Origin of the sequence: Staphylococcus gallinarum, from assembly GCF_029774255.1 — a bacterium.
Classification (GTDB): domain Bacteria; phylum Bacillota; class Bacilli; order Staphylococcales; family Staphylococcaceae; genus Staphylococcus; species Staphylococcus gallinarum.
Window position 1 is genome coordinate 2,006,923 of sequence record NZ_CP069082.1, and the last position, 20,648, is coordinate 2,027,570.

General features: G+C 32.9%; 17 protein-coding genes. 4 read left to right on the top strand and 13 right to left on the bottom strand.

Going from position 1 to position 20,648, the window contains the following annotated elements; all coding sequences use genetic code 11:
- Positions 1-789: a protease adaptor protein YjbH gene (gene yjbH / locus JN168_RS09490; protein WP_042739816.1), complete on the top strand. Its 789-nt coding sequence runs from the start codon at positions 1-3 to the stop codon at positions 787-789.
- Between the two features lie 559 nt (positions 790-1,348).
- Here the strand turns inward: yjbH and JN168_RS09495 are convergent.
- The 5 genes from JN168_RS09495 to spxA all read right to left on the bottom strand — a co-directional run bounded on the left by JN168_RS09495 (position 1,349) and on the right by spxA (position 6,686).
- Entirely contained in the window at positions 1,349-1,963 is a 615-nt protein-coding gene (locus tag JN168_RS09495; RefSeq protein ID WP_042739815.1) for an NAD(P)-dependent oxidoreductase, read from the bottom strand.
- Between the two features lie 321 nt (positions 1,964-2,284).
- A complete protein-coding gene (gene pepF / locus JN168_RS09500; protein WP_042739814.1) occupies positions 2,285-4,093 on the bottom strand; it encodes an oligoendopeptidase F in 1,809 nt (602 codons plus the stop codon).
- A 49-nt stretch (positions 4,094-4,142) separates the two neighbouring features.
- Positions 4,143-5,138: a competence protein CoiA gene (locus JN168_RS09505; protein WP_229367091.1), complete on the bottom strand. Its 996-nt coding sequence runs from the start codon at positions 5,136-5,138 to the stop codon at positions 4,143-4,145.
- A gap of 126 nt (positions 5,139-5,264) precedes the next feature.
- Positions 5,265-5,987 (bottom strand): adaptor protein MecA, encoded by a 723-nt coding sequence (mecA, locus tag JN168_RS09510; RefSeq protein WP_042739812.1) that lies wholly within the window; start codon positions 5,985-5,987, stop codon positions 5,265-5,267.
- A 303-nt stretch (positions 5,988-6,290) separates the two neighbouring features.
- A complete protein-coding gene (spxA, locus tag JN168_RS09515) occupies positions 6,291-6,686 on the bottom strand; it encodes a transcriptional regulator SpxA (RefSeq protein ID WP_040030144.1) in 396 nt (131 codons plus the stop codon).
- Positions 6,687-6,989: 303 nt separating this feature from the next.
- Here spxA and trpS point away from each other — a divergent pair, with 303 nt between their 5' ends.
- The gene (gene trpS / locus JN168_RS09520; RefSeq protein ID WP_107513061.1) at positions 6,990-7,982 is read left to right on the top strand and encodes a tryptophan--tRNA ligase; all 993 of its coding nucleotides are present in this window, start codon (positions 6,990-6,992) and stop codon (positions 7,980-7,982) included.
- Between the two features lie 104 nt (positions 7,983-8,086).
- Here the strand turns inward: trpS and JN168_RS09525 are convergent, their stop codons facing one another.
- The 5 genes from JN168_RS09525 to opp3b are packed head-to-tail and all read right to left on the bottom strand — an operon-like array spanning position 8,087 to position 13,788.
- Positions 8,087-9,742: a peptide ABC transporter substrate-binding protein gene (locus JN168_RS09525; RefSeq protein ID WP_042739810.1), complete on the bottom strand. Its 1,656-nt coding sequence runs from the start codon at positions 9,740-9,742 to the stop codon at positions 8,087-8,089.
- Between the two features lie 18 nt (positions 9,743-9,760).
- Positions 9,761-10,705, bottom strand: coding sequence for an ABC transporter ATP-binding protein (locus tag JN168_RS09530; protein ID WP_279525835.1), 945 nt, complete (start codon positions 10,703-10,705; stop codon positions 9,761-9,763).
- The gene (locus JN168_RS09535) at positions 10,692-11,777 is read right to left on the bottom strand and encodes an ABC transporter ATP-binding protein (protein ID WP_107527692.1); all 1,086 of its coding nucleotides are present in this window, start codon (positions 11,775-11,777) and stop codon (positions 10,692-10,694) included. Before JN168_RS09535 ends, JN168_RS09530 begins: the two co-directional genes overlap by 14 nt.
- 17 nt (positions 11,778-11,794) lie before the next feature.
- Positions 11,795-12,862, bottom strand: a complete 1,068-nt coding sequence (opp3C, locus tag JN168_RS09540; RefSeq protein WP_042739807.1) for an oligopeptide ABC transporter permease — start codon at positions 12,860-12,862, stop codon at positions 11,795-11,797.
- On the bottom strand, positions 12,862-13,788 hold the full coding sequence (gene opp3b / locus JN168_RS09545; RefSeq protein WP_232171209.1) for an oligopeptide ABC transporter permease: 927 nt from the start codon (positions 13,786-13,788) through the stop codon (positions 12,862-12,864). The genes opp3C and opp3b overlap by 1 nt, the downstream gene beginning before the upstream one ends.
- A gap of 245 nt (positions 13,789-14,033) precedes the next feature.
- Here opp3b and JN168_RS09550 point away from each other — a divergent pair, with 245 nt between their 5' ends.
- Positions 14,034-14,408 (top strand): DUF3899 domain-containing protein, encoded by a 375-nt coding sequence (locus JN168_RS09550; RefSeq protein ID WP_107527689.1) that lies wholly within the window; start codon positions 14,034-14,036, stop codon positions 14,406-14,408.
- 46 nt (positions 14,409-14,454) lie between these two features.
- On the opposite strand, the gene fabF is transcribed toward JN168_RS09550, so the two are convergent.
- A complete protein-coding gene (fabF, locus tag JN168_RS09555; RefSeq protein WP_107512525.1) occupies positions 14,455-15,699 on the bottom strand; it encodes a beta-ketoacyl-ACP synthase II in 1,245 nt (414 codons plus the stop codon).
- An 11-nt stretch (positions 15,700-15,710) separates the two neighbouring features.
- Positions 15,711-16,652: a beta-ketoacyl-ACP synthase III gene (locus JN168_RS09560; protein ID WP_229367089.1), complete on the bottom strand. Its 942-nt coding sequence runs from the start codon at positions 16,650-16,652 to the stop codon at positions 15,711-15,713.
- Between the two features lie 229 nt (positions 16,653-16,881).
- Between JN168_RS09560 and JN168_RS09565 the strand changes: the two genes are divergently transcribed.
- Positions 16,882-17,073 carry a YjzD family protein gene (locus JN168_RS09565; protein WP_042739802.1) on the top strand — a complete coding sequence of 64 codons (192 nt, stop codon included), beginning with the start codon at positions 16,882-16,884 and terminating at the stop codon, positions 17,071-17,073.
- 566 nt (positions 17,074-17,639) lie between these two features.
- Here JN168_RS09565 and clpB read toward each other — a convergent pair.
- Entirely contained in the window at positions 17,640-20,252 is a 2,613-nt protein-coding gene (gene clpB / locus JN168_RS09570; RefSeq protein WP_232155950.1) for an ATP-dependent chaperone ClpB, read from the bottom strand.
- Positions 20,253-20,648: the final 396 nt, after the last annotated feature.

The window sequence follows — 20,648 nt, forward strand, 5'->3', positions numbered from 1 at the left end:
ATGACTGAAGAACTAAAATTGATACATGCTAATAGTCGTGAAGATGCAAATCTTTCACCTGTGAGTAAAATAGAAATTTATTCATTTTTCGATCCATTTAGTAAAGAATGTTTTAAACTATCTGCAATACTCTCAAAACTGAGAATTGAATATAAGCAATATGTCAGCATTAGGCATATACTTAACCCTTCATTACGTGTTTTGACAAAGTGCCAAGCACAAAGTACATCAGACTTAGACAATATTGCACTATCTTATAAAGCTGCCGAATTACAAGGTAGATTACGTGCAGAACGCTTTATTCATCTTGTACAAAATGAAATCATCCCTAAGCGAGACATCATCACAGAATCTATGGTTAATAATTGCATTACCAATGCCGGCCTCGACTATGAGGTATTTAAGGAAGACTTACACAATAGTTGTCTTAAAGAAAGCTTACAAGTTGATTTGCATATTGCTAGAGAAATGGATATCGAAGAGGCGCCTACTCTTGTATTCTTTAATGAAGATGTACATGAAGAAGGTTTGAAAGTTGAAGGTCTATATCCGTATCACATTTATACGTATATCATAAATGAACTCATTGGTACTACAATTGAAAAAGAATTACCACCAAGTTTAGAAGATTACATCAAACAACAACAATTAGTAACTAAAGAGGAATTATTAACTATTTATGAGTGGCCTGAAAAACTGATGAATAAAGAACTTAAAAAATTAGCATTGCAACAAAAAATTGAAAAATTGCAATCTCCAGAGGGCAAATTTTGGAGATCAAAAATTTGAAACACGCTTTTTATGTTTGATAAAAAACATATTAAACTTAGCTATGAAGAAATCTATTATGATAGATATTTTCATAGCTATTTTTTGTTATAGAACTTAAGTCCCTTAAATTCAACATAACTAGTACTTAGATGCATGAATTCAATTTATATGAATAGCTATTTTCAATACTTTAGTATGATTGACTCGTTTTCTAAGCATGCTGTCTCACCCTTTGTCATCGACTGGCATAACTTCAACAAGTGTCTCACCAATATACAACTCTAAAACATTATAGAATGCACTCAAATACTCAGCCAGAATTTATGATTTTATATACAAAAAAGAGCTACTCCTTCAAGGATTAGCTCTCTTTTGTATGATTCTATTTGATGTCATAAACACTCTATTTTTGTAATAAATTATTACGCAACGTATAATTAGATAACTATTATTACCATTTATATACAATACCTATGGGATTGCATTTTCTAATATTACTTAAGATGAAACTATTTATATTACTAACTTTAATTAAATATTTACTTACAACTACTGCTAAAGCAAGTTATTTTGATTACTACTTACTAAATACAGCGAATCTTTTTTGAATATGATTACCTTCTATTGCCTCATCAACCATTGCAATTGCATAATCAGCATAACTTACACTAGTACCAATTACTTCATCATCACTAATTTGATATTCACCAGTTCTTTCACCATCAACTTGAAAATCAGGTGCTGGGCTAATAAATGTCCATAATACGTCATTGCGTTCTTGTATTTCATTTAATGTTTTAGTTTGTGCCAATGCAGTTTTCTTAAACATTTCTGGGAAATCAGGTGAATCTACTAATCGCATAGTGTGTGCTTCATCCACAAATAAACTTCCTGCTCCTCCAATAATCAACAAACGTTGGTCACTATGACTCACTAAGTCACTTAATAATGCTAATGATTTACTATGCTGATCCAATTTATCCTGATCTGGTTGACCAAATGCATCAATAATTACATCAAATTCTGCAATATCCTCTTTTGTTAAATCGAATAAATCTTTTTGAATGACTTGTGTGGCTTTTGTTTTATTTTCACTACGCACTATAGCTGTTACATCAAGACCTCTTTCTACCGCTTCATTTGTTATTAATTTACCTGCTTTACCATTCGCTGCTACGACTGCTATTTTCATAATTAACCAACTCCTACATGTATTAATTTTAGATACAAGTTAATTATAGTTACTTCTCTTTATGATGTCAAATATATGTTCCTGTGAAATACAAGTGAGATATTATTTAAAAAAGAGCATAAAAAAAACGCCGTGTCTGATTACACGGCGCTAAACAAAGGGGATGGGAGAAATTTTTTCACTTCAAACAAAGGGGTATGTTTGTTATGTGATTAATTTCATGTTTATAATATAACACGGTCAAATGACCCTTTCAAGCATTTAAATTAAATAAATGCACTTTGTCACAAACTTGTCATATTGAAAACGAATTCATTCATACTAAGCTTTCATAAGCTTTTCAAATGCATCCAATTTCTCTTCAAATACTTTACATGCTTGCTCAATTGGTTCAGGAGTTGTCATGTCCACACCAGCATTTTTTAATATTTCAATAGGATAATTTGAACTACCTTTTTTCAAGAATTCATTAATATAACGTTCTACAGCTGGTTGACCTTCAGTCAAAATTTGATGACTCAAACTTTGTGCTGCACTATAACCTGTAGCATATTGATAAACATAATAATTCATATAGAAGTGAGGAATTCTAGACCATTCTTTGCTAATGTTTTCATCCGTTTCAACAGAATCACCGAAATATTGCTTATTTAATTTAGCATATTCTTCGTTCATTCTATTAGCAGTTAATGGTTCACCTGCTTCTTCAATTTGGTGAATCTTATGTTCAAATTCTGCAAACATTGTTTGTCTGAATAATGTTGCTCTAAAGCGTTCTAATTCTTGATTTAGTAATAACAAACGTCTATCATCATCTAAATGTTGATCCATATAATGACTTAATAGAGCTTCATTGCATGTAGATGCAACCTCAGCCACAAAGATAGTGTAATCACTTGAATTTGAAGGTTGGTGCTTTCTACTGAAATAACTATGTGCAGAATGGCCAAATTCATGTACTAATGTATATAAATCAGATACTGTATCAGACCAATTTAATAAGATAAATGGGTTTGTTAAATGCGCACCAGATGAATAGCCACCAGAGCGTTTACCTTTATTCTCAAATACATCTACCCAACGATTATTCAAGCCTTCTTCGACGACCTTCATATACTCTTCACCCATTGGTTGTAGTGCCTTAATCATCCAATCTTTTGCTTCTTCGTATGGCATTTCAAATTTTACATCTTTAACTAATGGTGTATATAAATCATACATTTTCATATCATCTAATCCCAATAGTGACTTACGTAACTCTGTGTAACGATGTAGTAATGGTAAATAATCATGAACTGTTTTAATAAGGTTATCATAAACAGTTTCTGGTATATGATTAGAACTTAGTGCTGCTTCACGAGCACTTTTATAATTGTGTGATCTTGCGTTAAATACATTTTTCTTAACTTCACCAGCTAATGTTGAACCTAATGTATTATTAAATGCACCGTATGCTTTATATAAATTTTCAAATGCTGATTTACGTAATACACGGTCATCTGATTCTAAACATTTAATAAATGTGCCTTGTGTTAATGAATGTGCATTACCGTCTTTATCAATTGCATCTTCAAACTCTAAATCTGCATTGCTAAACATACCATAAACATTATCCGCAGTAGATAAGGCATCTTGTGCTTCTGTTAATAATTTTTCCTTATCTGCACTCAATACATGTGGACGCTTTTCGTTAATCAATTTAAGATCAAATGCATATCGTTTCAATGCTTCATTTGAATCTACAAATTCTTGAATGGTAGATTCGTCAATTTGTAAAATTTCAGGTATTAAAAAGCTCCAACTAGAACTAAATTTGATAATCAGTTGATATGCTCGTGATTCAAGTCCTTTATATTTATCATTTGCTGTATCTTGATCCTGCTTTAGATGCGCATAAACATAAATTTTTTCAAGTTTAGAACCAAGTTCATCTTCTAAAGCTAAGGCATGGTATAGCTTTTCAGAACTATCACCTAAGTGTCCTTTAAACTGTTCCTCTTTACCTAATTCACCTTCTACTTCCTTAAAGGCAGCTTCAAATGCTTCGTCATTTTCAAATATAGTTGATAAATCCCATGTATATTCTGGATATTTACGTTCTTGTTCTTCTCTTGTTAATTGTTGACTCATAATATGCTGTAAACCTCCTATATAATTCCTTATCTTTAATTTTCTCATTTCAGCGGTTTTTTTGCACGTTATTACAATTGAAAATACGATAATATAATTTAAATTGATTTACAATTGATTGTACAATCTCTGTTTGATTCATATCATTTAAATAAAATGTATTAAATTTGAGTAATTCTTTAAAGCTGTCTAAAGTATAAGTCCCTGTATAGAATAAATAATACAGTTGTAACTGCCAATAAACTGGATGTGATTGAATAAATAACTGCTCCTTCAATATCAAACCAAAGCAATTACACACATCATTGATTTGTAATCTTAAATTGTAAATGACGCTTAATGTTGGTTCTAACACTGAGTGACGATGCTGACACTGGTTTATGTATTGCTTTACTTTGCTATAGCTCAACTTATATAACTTTATATCTTCTGAAATTTGATTTGTTAAAATAATTTCAACTGGCGAAATCACCTTACATTGCGCCCTAAATGACTTACCACCTAAAAATTGAATATTATAATACAACAATAGTTTCTGATTTACCCAGTCCCAAGCAAACAATGTTCTATTACGTGGATTAATAAATGCCCGTTGAAAACGAGTCAAGAACAATAAATATTTACGTTTATTATAATTAGGATTCTTTATAATCCATATTACATTTAAATTATTTAATGTTAGACCATTTGTTCTTTTCAACACGAAATCACAATTAATTTGAGAAAATTGAATTTCAATGGCATATCTTTGTTCAACTACAATATCAGGATACTGCAATGCTGATTTAATATAAGGTTCAATACTTACCGCATATCCGTGAACTTTATAATATTCTGCTAATTTATATTTTAATAAGTAATGTTCAGCACCTTCACCTTTATTACAATACGCGTCAGCCTGTTTATAATGTGCGAAATGTGCAATCTTTTTTGTCCCGTTGCGCAAATACACTTTACGCGAACAATGTGGACACCAATAAGTAATCTGTCTGTTGGCCCTACGTGCATCAATGAGTTGGTGTAATTGATCAATTGCATATATCATTTTCTCACCTCATAAATATACACGTTGCAGAAAGGATTATTACTCTTTTTATATAAAAAATTAAAAAAACCTATCAAAGTAATACTTCGATAGGTCTATCTATTGATGCTTTCATTAAAGCTTGCTTTATTCTGATGTGCTTGGGAAATATCGACGAACTTGTGCTGCAACATTATGGCTCATAATAATTTTTGCATAGTCATTTAGATAAACTTCTGTCTTATCTGTTGGATATGCGAATTCAAGTAATTGACTATAACTATCATTAATTGTTTCTTGATCCACTGTTGCATCAAAATGAACAGCATAGTAATAAACATTGTTAAAACTATATAATAAATCTTCAAATTCGTCTGTCTTAGGATCATTATGGTAAGCAAATTCGATTACTTCTTCTAAATCATCAAACTTAACAATAACAGTGCGAACATCTTGTGGTTTGCGTTCTTTACGACCTTTAGGTTGCTCATTAGTCTTTTGTTGTTGTCTTTGATCGAATAGCTCTTCTAAGCTATCATCTTGTTCAAATGTTTGTGATAATAATTCATTAACTTGATAATCAAATTGTTCATTTTCATCATCGTCATCTGACATATTAACCAAGTCTTCATTCTTAGATTTAGAAATTGTAACTTCTACGCCCTTTTCAAACGCATGCACTTGAATCCAAAGTGGGCCTTCAACGACAAAATCTTCTTCTTCATTTATTTCTTCCATCATATTCCAAAAGAATTCTTCCCCACGCTTACGATTTGTCCATAAATCTTCACGCTTAAATCCTCTTGCTTCAATATCACTATATGTTATAAATAATTTAACAGTAGTATCGTCAACTCGCTCTATTCTCATATCATCTCACTCCTTACAGTCGATGAATAGTACTCATTATTGTATTAGAATATATAAAAAATTACAATTCTTTTGTTTGATTAAATTTCACCTTTTTCTATCCGGTTACTTATATTAACATATACCCTGACATAAGCCAAAAAAACAGCACGCTTTAAACTATAATTATAACGCATAAAACAATTGAAAATCAGATGAGTTGACCTAGTACGGTAGTTATCTGTTATGGTACAAAAAAGAAACCATAAAGCAACACTATGCAATGCTACTTTATGGCTCAATCTTTGATTTGTTATGTGTTGATTAGTCAACCATACGTTGCGCTTCTTGTAATTGGAACGTACGCACTTTTCTAGGTAAAAAACGTCTAATTTCATCTTCGTTATATCCAACTTGTAAACGCTTGTCATCTAAAATGATTGGACGGCGTAATAAACCTGGATTGTCTTGTATAATAGAATATAAGTCTTGAAGTGGTAATGCATCAATATCTACATTTAATTTTTGATAAGTCTTAGAACGTGTAGAAATGATTTCGTCTGTTCCATCTTCAGTCATTTTTAAAATTTGTTTGATTTCGTCAATTGTTAAGTGTTCTGAAAAAATGTTACGCTCCGTATACGGAATGTCATGTTCTTGTAACCATGCTTTCGCTTTACGGCAAGATGTGCAACTTGGTGAAGTAAATAATGTTACCATACATCTCACTCTCCTATTTTTCATGAATAAAATTCATTTGATTTCATTATTTATATGATTAAGAAATACTAAGTATCTTCCTCTTCCTAACCTTACAATACACAGTATACCCTTCTAACATTAAAATTAAATGAGAATTTCTTAATTATTTAAAATTTTTTTCATAACTAAGCAATTCTTGTTCAATTTTTTGTTAAAAATATTGATATATGTTTAGTCTAACATAACTTACAAATGAAAGAAATACTGTTATACTATACGTAATATGCATAAAATAATAATTTAGAAAGTAGGCATCATAAAATGGAAACATTATTTTCAGGTATCCAGCCAAGCGGAATTCCAACACTTGGTAATTACATTGGTGCATTGAAACAATTTCGTGAAGTCCAAGACGATTACGATTGTTTCTTTTGCATCGTCGATCAACACGCAATCACAATGCCACAAGACCGCTTAAAATTGCGTAAACAAACACGACAACTTGCAGCAATATATTTAGCAGCAGGCATAGACCCAGATAAATCTACATTATTTATACAATCTGAGGTTCCTGCACACGTTCAAGCAAGTTGGATGTTAACGACGATATCTTCAATTGGCGAATTAGAACGCATGACACAGTTCAAAGATAAATCAGCGAAACAATCATCTGAAGGTGTTCCAGCAGGATTACTAACATATCCTCCTTTAATGGCAGCAGACATCGTGATTTACAATACAAATATCGTTCCAGTAGGAGATGATCAGAAGCAACATTTAGAGTTAACTCGTAACTTAGTTGATCGTTTCAATTCACGTTATAATGATATTTTAGTGAAACCAGAAATAAGAATGCCAAAAGTTGGCGGACGTGTGATGAGTTTACAAGATCCTACTAAAAAAATGAGTAAAAGCGATGACAATCAAAAAAACTTTATCTCATTATTAGATGAACCAAACGTGGCAGCTAAGAAAATAAAAAGTGCTGTAACTGATTCTGATGGCGTTATTAAATTCGATAGAGAAAATAAACCAGGTATCTCAAACTTATTATCTATTTATTCAAGCTTAACTGACGAATCAATAGATGCACTCGTTGAAAAATATAAAGATTCTAATTATGGTGTATTTAAAACAGACCTTGCTGAAATCGTTAAAACATTCTTAACAGACTTCCAAGAAAAATACGAAGGCTACTTCAATTCTTCAGAGTTAGATGATATTTTAGATAAAGGTCGCGACAAAGCTCAAAAAGTTTCATTTAAAACATTGAAAAAAATGGAAAAAGCTATGGGTCTTGGACGCAAAAGATAAATATTATTTATAAAAACTGTCAACAAACGGTGATGTTTGGTGACAGTTTTTTCAGTTTCAAAAACGACCTAACCTTGAGTAAAGGTTAGGTCATTAAATTTAAATTATTTATCTTTCTTTTTTCCAGTTTCTCTATCGATGGATTTGTCTATTTTCACATGTTTCAACGTTGTATCTCCACCAATTTGGTGATATATCAGTCCTTTAACTTGAGGGTTTGTTAAGTGTGCTTCACCTTTTTGATAAATGGGTGCAACTGGTGCATCACTTAACATTAATTCCTCAGCTTTTTTCATTGCTGCATTACGTTCGTCAGGTTTAGTCAATAATTTGCCATTAGCATCTTTAACTAATTTATCGTATTCTTTGTTACCCCAACCAGTGTTGTTTGATGCATTACCTGTTGTCATAATACTTAAATATGTTAATGGATCTGGATAATCCGGTCCCCAACCAGATAATGATGCTTCAAATGTTTCTGCATGTTCTTGGTTAATTCTTTGTTTAAAAGGAAGTTGTTTGATTTTCAATGTAACACCAGGCAAATTCTTTTCTACCTGTGATTTGATGAACTCTGCTGATACTTTTGCATCTGCCGTATCTTCAGTATTCATCGTGAATGTAACTTGATTCACACCAAGCTCCTTTTTAGCCTTTTCTAAGTGTGCTTTTGCTGACTTAGGATTGTATGTCAGTGGTGAATCTATAGTTTCTGAGAAGTCTTTACCATCAGGTGTTTTAGCTGTCATCTTAGATGTAAAGCCATCCATACCCGTAGAACCATTATTTTTCACTGAGTTAACATATCCTTCTTTATCAATAGCTTGTGAAATTGCAAGACGTAAGTTTTTATTTTTAAATTCCGGTACATTTTTTTGGTTTAATTTAATATAGAATGTACTTGCCAACAAACGTTTTTTCAAACCTGGATTGTCCTTATATTTATCTACTTGGTCAGCTGTAATAACAGTATCATCTACTGAACCAGTATCAAATAACGAAGCTCCGGCTTGTTGGTCTTTCAACACCTTATAATTCACACGATCTAAATGAACTGCCTTTTTATCCCAATAGTCTTTATTCTTAGAAAGTTGAAGTTTATCTTCGACTTTCCAATCATTCAATTTAAATGGTCCATTATATACTGTTTTTTGTGCTGTTGTACCATACTGTTCACCGTATTTTTTTACTATTTTTTCATTTTGAGGCATAAATGTAGCGAAGGCTAGCATTTCATTAATATACGGAATAGGTTTTGTTAACTTCACTTGTAACGTATAATCATCTAGTGCTTTAACCCCTAGTTGATCAACTTTCTTTTTACCCATATTGATTTCTTCAGCATTTTTAATATCATACATTATGTATGCATATTCAGATGCAGTATTTGGATTTACTACACGTCGCCATGCATATACAAAATCTTGTGCTGTCACAGGATCTCCATTAGACCATTTAGCATTTTTTCGTAATTTTATAGTTAATGTTTTGCCACCATCGCTCTTCTTAGGCATTGATTTGGCAACACCAGGTACTGCTTTATCATCTTTATCTAAAGTATATAATCCCTCATAAATTTGGTTATATAAATCAAATGACACTGTATCTGTAGCTAAAGCCGTATCAAGAGATGAAATATCTTGAGGTAACACCTTTCTAAATACTTGTCCCTTATCAGAATATACACCCTCTGCACTACTACAGCCTGCTGTGATTACAGTTAAAGCTAACAGTACAATAAATAATTTTATCCTTTTCATAGAAATCCCCCTTTCCCTCTATACTATTGTCTGCTTAAATTGATTTTTGAGATTTTCTGCTTCTTCTTCAGTAGTAAACACGTAATGACTAGGAGTGATTTCGTGTAATGTTCTTCGACTATTATTAGCAGAATCTTCCGTATAAACTGTTCTTTTTCGTACGCGCTCACTTTCAGGATCAGGTTGTGGCACAGCTGAAAGTAACGATTTAGTATATGGATGCATAGGGTGATTATAAATTTCATCGGCAGAACCTAACTCTACGATTTTCCCAAAATGCATGACCGCAATTCTATCCGAAATGTATTTCACCATGGATAAATCATGTGCAATAAATAGGAAAGTAATTCCTTTTTCTCTTTGTAATTTTAATAGTAAATTAACGACTTGTGCCTGAATCGATACATCTAATGCAGAAATCGGTTCATCGGCAATTATAAATTCTGGCTCTACTGCAAGGGCTCTAGCGATGCCAATGCGTTGACGTTGGCCACCAGAGAATTCATGTGGATATCTATTGGCATGTTCTTTACTTAAACCTACAGTTTCTAATAAATCATATACACGTTTTTTACGATCTCTCGTACTCGTTGCGAGTTTATGTATATCTATGCCTTCTGCAACGATATCCATAACTTTTAGTCTAGGATTTAAAGATGCATATGGATCTTGGAATATCATTTGCATTTTTTTATTAAATTTCAAAGAATCTTTACGGTTTTTAATCTTTTGAATATCGATACCTTCATATAAGATTTCACCATCTGTAATATCATTTAATTTAATAATCGCTTTACCCGTAGTAGATTTACCACACCCAGATTCACCAACTAAACCAAATGTTTCACCTTTATAAATATCAAAGGAAATATTTTCTATAGCCCTCACTTCATTATGTTTACCTTCGTTAAAATACTGTTTTAAGTTTTTAACTTGTAATAACACTTCATTATTTTGCTTCATTAAACGACACCCTTTCTACTTGTTGAGGTTTGTCGAAATTATTAGGCATACTACGCAAACGTTTTTGTACCATTTCTGGTGGTTCAACCTTTGGTGCACGCTCATCTAACAACCATGATTTCACGAAATGCGTCGGTGACACTTGATACCATGGCGGTGGTGATTTAAAGTCAATTTCCAGCGCATATGTACTACGTTCAGCAAAAGCATCACCTATTGGTGGATGTAGTAAATCAGGTGGTGTACCAGGAATTGCCAATAACTCTGTATCTGTACCAGTTGTTAAATCTGGCATTGATGATAATAGTCCCCATGTATAAGGGTGCTTAGGATCATAGAATATTTCATCTACATCTCCTGTTTCAATCATTTGGCCACCATACATTACAGCAACTCTATCAGCAACATTTGCCACTACACCTAAATCATGTGTAATAAAGATGATTGATGTGCTAATTTTATCTTGTAATTTCTTCATTAAATCTAAAATTTGAGCTTGCATCGTAACATCTAATGCTGTTGTAGGTTCGTCAGCAATTAATACTTTGGGCTCACATGCTAACGCAGTTGCGATGACGATTCTTTGTCTTTGTCCACCTGAAAATTGATGTGGATATGCATTAAACCTTTTTTCCGCATTAGGTAAACCGACAAGATTTAGAATTTCTAATGCTCTTTCTTTAGCCTTAGACTTACTATAATTTTTATGCTTCATTAATGGTTCCATTACTTGTTTGCCAATTTTCATTGTTGGATTTAGAGATGTCATGGGATCTTGGAATATCATTGAGATATCTCTACCTCTTAATTTTATTAATTCCTTTTCTGACTTCTTAGACAAATCTTCTCCTAAGAAGATGATTTCGCCCTGTTTAATTCTGCCAGTGTCACCTTGGAATAACTTTGTTATCGCTTTAGTGGTAACGGATTTCCCAGATCCAGACTCACCTACAATCGCCAAAGTCTCTCCCTTATTCAAATAAAAATCAACACCTCTTACTGCTTGCACTTCCCCTGCGTCGATATCAAAGGAAACATGCAAATCGTTTACTTCTAATATTCTTTCTGACATAATGTTGCCCCCTTTTATTATCTACGCATTTTCGGATCAAATGCATCACGTAATCCATCACTAAATAAATAGAAGAATAATATTAATAAGCTTAATACTATCGCTGGAATAAATAATTCGTGTGGATGGATTAATAACATCGCTCTACCATCATTCACAAGTGAACCTAAAGATGTTTTAGGTGCTGGTACTCCTATACCGATAAAGCTTAAGAACGCTTCGAAGAATATTGCATTAGGTACAGTGAACATAGATGTAACTACGATAGGACCTAATGTATTAGGTAGAATATGTTTGAATATCAACTTAAATTTCGAAGCACCTAATGTTCTCGATGCCATTACAAATTCTTGGTTTTTCAATTTTAAAAATTCACCACGTACGACACGACTCATGCCTATCCAACCAGTAATCGCCATAGCTAGAATAATTGTCCAAATAGATGGTTCAAATATTAGTACAAATAAAATAACAACAATTAAATTCGGAATCGAGGCAATAATTTCAATAATACGTTGCATGATATTATCAACTCTACCTCCGAAGAACCCAGATATCGCACCATAAACAACACCGATAAAGATATCTAGTAATGCTGCTACAACACCAATAAATAATGATACCTGAGCACCTTGCCAAGTTCTAGACCACAAGTCGCGGCCTAATTGGTCTGTCCCAAACCAATAATTATCATCAGCGCCAGCTTCTTTATAAGCACTCTTGCCATCAACGCCCTCACCATCGAAAGGTAAGAATGGTATTTTATCAAGTACAGGTATTTTTGCAGGTAAATTACGTTCTTCAACATTTTGCTCTGCATAGTCATGTTTTGTAACGACAGGTCCAATTAAAGCAAGAATAATGATGATAATAAGTCCTATCATTCCGACAATTGCAAGTTTATTTCTTTTTAATTGAGTCCATGCATCTTGCCAAAAGTTTTTACTTTCACGTTGCATTTCTGGTTCTTTTTCAATATCTTGCTTTGCTGCAACAAAATCAGAAGCTGCAATTGCATCCGATGTATGAGTCATTACTGCATTAGAATAATCACCATTTAATTTTTCATCTCTTTTATCAGCCATTATTTCTTACCTCCTTGTACACGAATACGTGGATCAATAATGCCATATAAAATATCTACAAGGAATATAGAAACAATGAATAACGTACTAAATAGTATTGTAGTTGCCATAATCACAGGAAAGTCGTTTGTTGTAATAGATCTCACAAATTGATCCCCGAGACCTGGAACACCAAAGATATTTTCAATTGTTAATGTTCCCGTTAAGATACTTGCTAACATTGGTACTATAATAGTGATTACTGGTATTAATGCATTTCGTAATGCATGTCCAAATAACACACGCATCGTTGAATTACCCTTTGCTCTAGCTAGCAAGATGTAATCCGAACTTAACACTTCTATCATTTCCGCCCTTATGTATCTTGTTACAGTTGCTAAAACAGCTGCAGACAGAGCCAATGAAGGTAACACAGCTGTATCTATGCCCTCCCAACCAGCTACTGGGAACCATTGTAATCTGACAGAAAATACATATTGTAATAATACTGCCAGTACAAATGATGGCACTGAAACTGCAATTACTGATATAACAGTTGCTGTATAATCAACCCAACTATTTTGCCGTACTGCTGCAATAACTCCCAATATTAGTCCTAATATAACTCCAATAACCATCGCTGTTAGTCCCATTTCTAGTGATGGAATCAACCTCGGTTTTATCAATTCCCAGACAGGTTGATTATCGTATTGGAACGAGTTCCCAAAATCACCTGTAACGACATTTTTCAAATAACTTACATATTGTACAGGTACCGGATCATTCAAGCCATATTTTTCATTTAAGATGTGTTTTTGTTCAGGACTTAATTTCTCATCATTAAATGGTGATCCTGGCATTAATTTCATTAGGAAAAATGTTATCGAGATAATGATGAATAACGATAAAACCATGTATCCTAATCGTTTTAATACATATTTAAACATAACTAATCCCCCTTTAGTAACAGAATAAACATTTCTTTCTAAATTTTCAGAAATATTTAATAACTATTATATATTCCCTTCATCTTTTAGGCAATATTGTTTTGCTTTACATTAATAAAGAATTGTTAATCAAAAATATTTATAAACTCATTAATCCTTTGATATAAAAGGTTAATTAATTTTAAATATTCATTTTTTAGTTCTATTAAGTTACAATTAATTTAATAAATAATGGAGGCAATCAAATGAGACAAAAGCAAACTTTACTAATATGGTTACTATTAACACCTTTGATTTCACTCATTTTATGGCTTTTTGGTACACATCATTTTACTCATTTTGTTAATATACTTTTTTATATTGCTACTATATTAACCATTATTCTATTTGTGTTAATAGTTGTTCAGGAAGGTATATTAGACCCAACGAGTTATGGCTTTCGTAGATTAAAATATCAACTTTCAAATAAAAAGAAACGACAAGCATTAGATGAAGATGAATTCTTCAAACCAAAACAGGTAAAGAGAGAACAATATATCGTTGAAACGTGGGTTATTAGCGGTTTTATCATTAATTTAATCTATTTTATTCTCAGTATTATTCTCGCATTTACAATATAAAAGAGGATGCATCTATTAACGGATACATCCTCTTTTATATTATTTATTAATCAGTAAACTTTTTGAATATTAACACTGCGTTATGACCACCAAAGCCTAAACTATTACTCATTGCATAAGTAATATCTAAATCGATTGCTTTGTTTGGTACAATATCAAGATCACATTCTGGATCTGGACTTTCAGCGTGAATTGTTGGTGCAACTTTACTATCTCTGATTGATAATGCAGAGAAGATTGCTTCTATACCACCAGTGGCACCAAGTAAGTGACCTGTCATAGATTTAGTTGAACTTAGTTTAAGTGATTGTGCTGCTTCACCGAATGTATTTTTAATCGCTTGAATTTCAGTCAAATCACCTACAGGCGTACTTGTACCATGTACGTTAATATATTGAATATCACTAGGTTCAATACCAGCATCATCCAATGCTGCTTGCATCGCACGTGCACCACCTTCTCCTTCTGGAGCTGGCGCAGTAATGTGGTATGCATCTCCTGTTGAACCATATCCAACAACTTCTGCATAAATTTCTGCACCACGTGCTTGTGCAGATTCTAATGATTCAAGTACGACAATACCAGCACCTTCACCCATAACAAATCCATCTCTACCAGTTTGGAATGGTCGACATGCAGTTTCTTTATCGTCGTTTGTAGACAATGCACGACTAGCGCTAAATCCAGCAATGGCCATATGTGCAATTGGAGCTTCAGAACCACCTGTAATCATAGCGTCTGCATCACCACGTTGGATAATTTTAAATGCATCACCGATTGAGTTTGTACCTGTTGCACAAGCAGTAACTGTGGCACCGTTAGGACCTTTTGCACCTAAATCTATTGATACTTGACCAGTTGCCATATCAGCAATTAACATAGGTACGAAAAATGGGCTAACACGTCTTGGTCCACGTTCTAATAATTGGGTATGTGCAATTTCAAATGTTTCCATGCCACCAATACCTGAACCAATCCACACACCAATGTTATTCGCATTGTCTTCGTTGATATCTAATTTAGCATCTTTGACTGCTTCACGAGCTGCTACAACTGCATATTGTGTGAATCTATCCATACGGCGTGCTTCTTTTTTATCAATATGGTCTTCTATATTAAAATCTTTTAATTCTCCAGCTAAATGAACATTGTAATCTTTAGTATCTATTCTAGTAATTGTATCAATACCATTTACTCCGTTTAACGCATTGTCCCAACTAGTTTTTGCATCGTTTCCTAGAGGTGATAATGCGCCAACTCCTGTAATCACTACACGTTGTTCTTTGCTCATATTTTATCCTCCTATTTTCCCCATCTTAGTGTGACAGCACCCCATGTTAGGCCGCCACCAAATCCAACTAACACTAAGACATCATCGTCTTTAATCTTTCCATTTTCTAATTCTTGAGCAATACTCAAAGGAATTGAAGCAGCTGAAGTATTACCATACTTATCAACTGACACACTCATTTTTTCCTTTGGAATACCTAAGCGTTCTCGTGCAGATTCCATGATTCGAATATTTGCTTGATGTGGTACAAACATATCAACATCTTCTGGTTGAAGATTTGCTTTAGCAACTGCATTTGTAGAAGCTTCGCCCATAATTCTTACAGCAAATTTAAATACTTCACGACCATTCATAAAGATTTTGCCGTTTTCAGGGTTTAAGTATAAATATTTTCCGCCAGAACCATCTGAACCAAGTTCATAGCTTAAAATACCTCGCCCTTCCGATACTTCACCAATAATAGCAGCGCCTGCGCCATCACCAAATAAAATAGCAGTCGAACGATCAGTTAAATCTGTAATTTTTGATAATTTGTCGACACCGACAACTAATACGTTTTTATAATCACCGGATTGTACAAATTGCTTTGCATTGATCATTGAATACATAAATCCACTACATGCTGCTAATTGATCCATTGATGCTACTTTTCCGGTACCTAATTTTTCTTGTAACATATTGGCAACGGTTGGAAACGGATAGTCTCCTGTCGATGTTGCCACTAAAATCATATCAATATCAGATGCTTCAATACCTGCATCCTCAATTGCTTTTAAACTTGCTTTATAAGCTAAATCCGATGTTTCTTCATCTTCACTAGCCCATCGTCTTTCTTTAATTCCTGTCATTTTTGAAATCCATTCATCGGATGTTTCTAAAAATGTTTCAAAATAGGCATTATCTACAACATTTTCTGGAGCGTATGCACCGAAACCTTTAATACCCACGTTCATAGTTGAACACCTTCTTAATTATAATTTTAATACCAGGTATTAATTTAACATAATACACATTTGAAATACAAGAACTATGACTAATATGTAGGTGAAATACCTATTTTATTATAAATTAAAGAAAATCTTTGTACAATGCAAATGAATATATTCTGCTGATAAATACTATACAAATAGCGCTTTCTTATTTATAATGTAACTATATATATTAAATTGGAGGCATTACATAATGAAATACCTCGCAGTGTTATTTTGGGCTGTTCTATTATTAGAGATGGTTAATTTTGTATTAAACAGTTTAGATGGTGGCGGTGCATTAAATTTAATTACACCAATCATTGCAGCAGTCGTATTTACAATTCTGATTGCATTATTTGATTTGGTTGTAAAACCTTCTACCAAACAATCTAAAGAATCATAAAGTATTTTGACAAGCCAGTACAAAGGCTTGTCTTTTTTTGTTATTGCATGATTAATTAAGCTAATCATATGTATCAATAAGTTGGATGTTAATGTGGTGAATATTTTTTGTAGCATTTATATTTTGTATGATGCACAGTCTTTCTTAACAAGATATAACAACTACATTTATCATGTGTGGTCAATACCTGAAAATTTCATTTAATAACAACATAGGGTCTGAGACATTATTCTTTCAGACTAAAATAGTTGATTTGTGATTTTATTTAAATCTTCGTCTCTTAACCTGTTATTCATTTCTTGTTTTACCTCAGGGATAATTTCTGTTTCAATTAATTCATTATAAAGTGTCTAATTTTTTGTAGTGCTAACATATAAGAACTGCGTATTGTTTGCGAGACAACTGAGGGAGTAAGATGCGTGGCGCGATAAATGCTCGACCCAGCCCCCTTGGTAAGCAAGTAATAACAATACGCAGTATTGATAGAAATAACAAGCCCATCAAAGATTTTTGATCTTTGATGGGCTTAATGCTGGGTATTTAGATCCCAGACTTTATTCCTAAGATTATTGTATTGTTTGTGGTTTGTGTTCTTCGAATGTTAAACCATCTTCAGATAAATCAATGCTGATTGTTGTGCCTTCTGGGAAGTTTTCTCGTATCATTTTTCGTGCTAATGGTGTTTCAATTTGACGTTGTACAAATCGTTTCAATGGTCTTGCACCGAATTGTGGTTCGTATGCTTCTTCGCCTAACCATTGTTTTGCTGCATCTGACACTTCTATTGAAATACGTTGTTCCATCAAACGAATGTTTAAGTGTGTTAAAATTTTGTCTACGATTAAACTCATATCATTAACTGTTAATGGTTTGAATAAGACAATATCATCCATACGATTAATGATTTCTGGTTTGAAATATTGATTTAAATTATTCATAACTGCTTTTTCAGTATTCTCTGTAATCACACCGGCGTCTTTAACATTTTCAAGTAAAATCTGAGAACCAATGTTACTAGTCATGATAATAATTGTATTTTTAAAGTCTACTGCTCTACCTTTAGAATCAGTTAAACGTCCTTCTTCTAGTATTTGTAGCAACACATTAAATACATCAGAATGTGCTTTTTCGATTTCATCTAACAGAATAACTGAATATGGATTACGTCTAACCGCTTCTGTGAGTTGACCACCCTCATCATGACCAACATAACCTGGAGGCGCACCAATTAATCTTGAAACGGAATGTTTCTCCATATATTCGCTCATATCAATTCGAATCATATGTTTTTCAGAGTCAAATAAAGTAGACGCTAACGATTTAGCTAGCTCTGTCTTACCTACACCAGTTGGACCTAAGAATAAGAAACTGCCTATTGGTCTGTTAGGATCTTTAATCCCTGCTCTTGCTCTTACTACAGCATCAGCTACTAAATCTACTGCTTTATCTTGGCCTACGACACGTTCATGTAGTATATCTGCAAGATTTAGTAATTTTTCTCTTTCAGTTTCTACTAATTTAGAAACAGGAATACCTGTCCATGAGCTAACGATATCACCTATTTCTTCATCTGTAACAATTTCTCTGATAATACGGTCGCTATCTCCATTTTGCTCATATTGGAATGCAGCTTCCATTTCTTGTAATTCTTTTTCAAGTTCTGGTATTTTACCATGTTGTAATTCTGCTGCTTTTTCTAAGTTATAGTTGTTCTCAGCATCTTCTAATGCTTTTCTACTTTCATCTAATTCAGTGCGTTTCTCTTGAAGCTTAGCAATTTTACCTTTTTCTTCTTCAACACGTGATTGAATTGCATTTTGCTTTTCTTTTTCATTAGATAATTCTTCTTGTAACTCTTGTAGACGTTGTTTACTTGCATTATCTGATTCATTCTTCAATGCAGACTCTTCAATTTCTAACTGCATTACTCTTCTATTAACTTGATCTAATTCAGTTGGATTTGAACCCATTTCTGTTCTAATCGTAGCACAAGCTTGGTCGACTAAATCTATTGCTTTATCAGGTAAGAATCGATCCGTAATATAGCGATTTGATAATTCTGCAGCTGCAACAAGTGCTCTATCTTGAATTCTAACACCATGATATACCTCATAGCGTTCTTTTAAACCACGTAAAATAGAAATTGTATCTTCTACATCAGGCTCTGATACATTTACTTTCTGGAAACGACGTTCTAATGCAGAATCTTTTTCAATATATTCTCTATATTCATTAAGTGTTGTTGCACCAATACAATGTAATTCACCACGTGCTAACATGGGTTTCAACATGTTTCCTGCATCCATTGCGCCCTCAGTTTTACCTGCGCCTACTAACATGTGGATTTCATCAATAAATAAAATGATTTTTCCATCTGACTCTTTAACTTCTTTCAATACGGCTTTTAAGCGTTCTTCAAACTCGCCACGGTATTTCGCACCTGCAACAAGTGCACTTAAATCAAGCTCGAATATTGTTTTGTCTAATAGTGACTCTGGTACGTCCTTTTTCACAATTCTTTGTGCTAATCCTTCTACGATTGCTGTTTTACCTACACCCGGTTCACCAATTAGCACAGGATTATTTTTTGTCTTTCTACTTAAAATTCGAATCGCATTACGAATTTCTTCGTCACGTCCAATGACTGGATCCATATTACCTTGACGTACTTCCTCTACTAAATCACGACCATATTTCTCTAACGCCTCATAATTAACTTCAGGGTTTTGTGATGTCACATGATTTCCTCCTCTTATTTTTTTAATTATTTCCGTTATTACTTCTTTTTTATTGCCGACAAATTGTGCTGTCGTTGTATCTATGTCTATTGCTGATAATATTAAGTGTTCCATTGATATAAATTCATCTTCATATGATTTCATATAATCTTCAGCTTTAGTAAATAATTCATTTGCTTTTGCACTGATATACTGCCCGTATTGAACGTTGTCACCTTGAACAGTTGGATATTGTTTTAATTTATTATTATAAGTTGTTAATAATTCGTTTGTATCAATATTGGCACGTTCAAGTACACTATTAAATAAACTTTCATCTTCATTTAATGCAGCGGCTAATATTGCTTCAATTTCTATATTTTGATTTTCATATGTTTTAGCTAATTCCATTGCCTTTTGTAAGGCTGATTGAACTTTATAGGTCATTTGATTAATATCCAATATGATTCACCTCACCATTGAGTGTTTGATCAAACCAAAGTTAATTTGACTTTGACTTTCTTTGACCTTAATTTAATTATAGTCCCTCTTTCATGATTTATCAACCATTATGATTTATTTTAATCATAATTTTTTAAGCGTTTATAGAAAATAATACGCTCAAAATAAATTGCTCAATCAAACGTTTATCGTTTTCATGCCAAATGTTAATTAGAATTATGTCATTATCCTTTTAACAATATTTTATACATATTTTTTATATTACCAATACTTATTTGTTTAAACTTATCGTAGCAAGTTATAACACTGTCATTAATAAATGATCTATTTATAAAACTGTCTATCGGTTCAGCAAACTTACGCTCACATATCAGCAACTTATTGTAATTATATTCA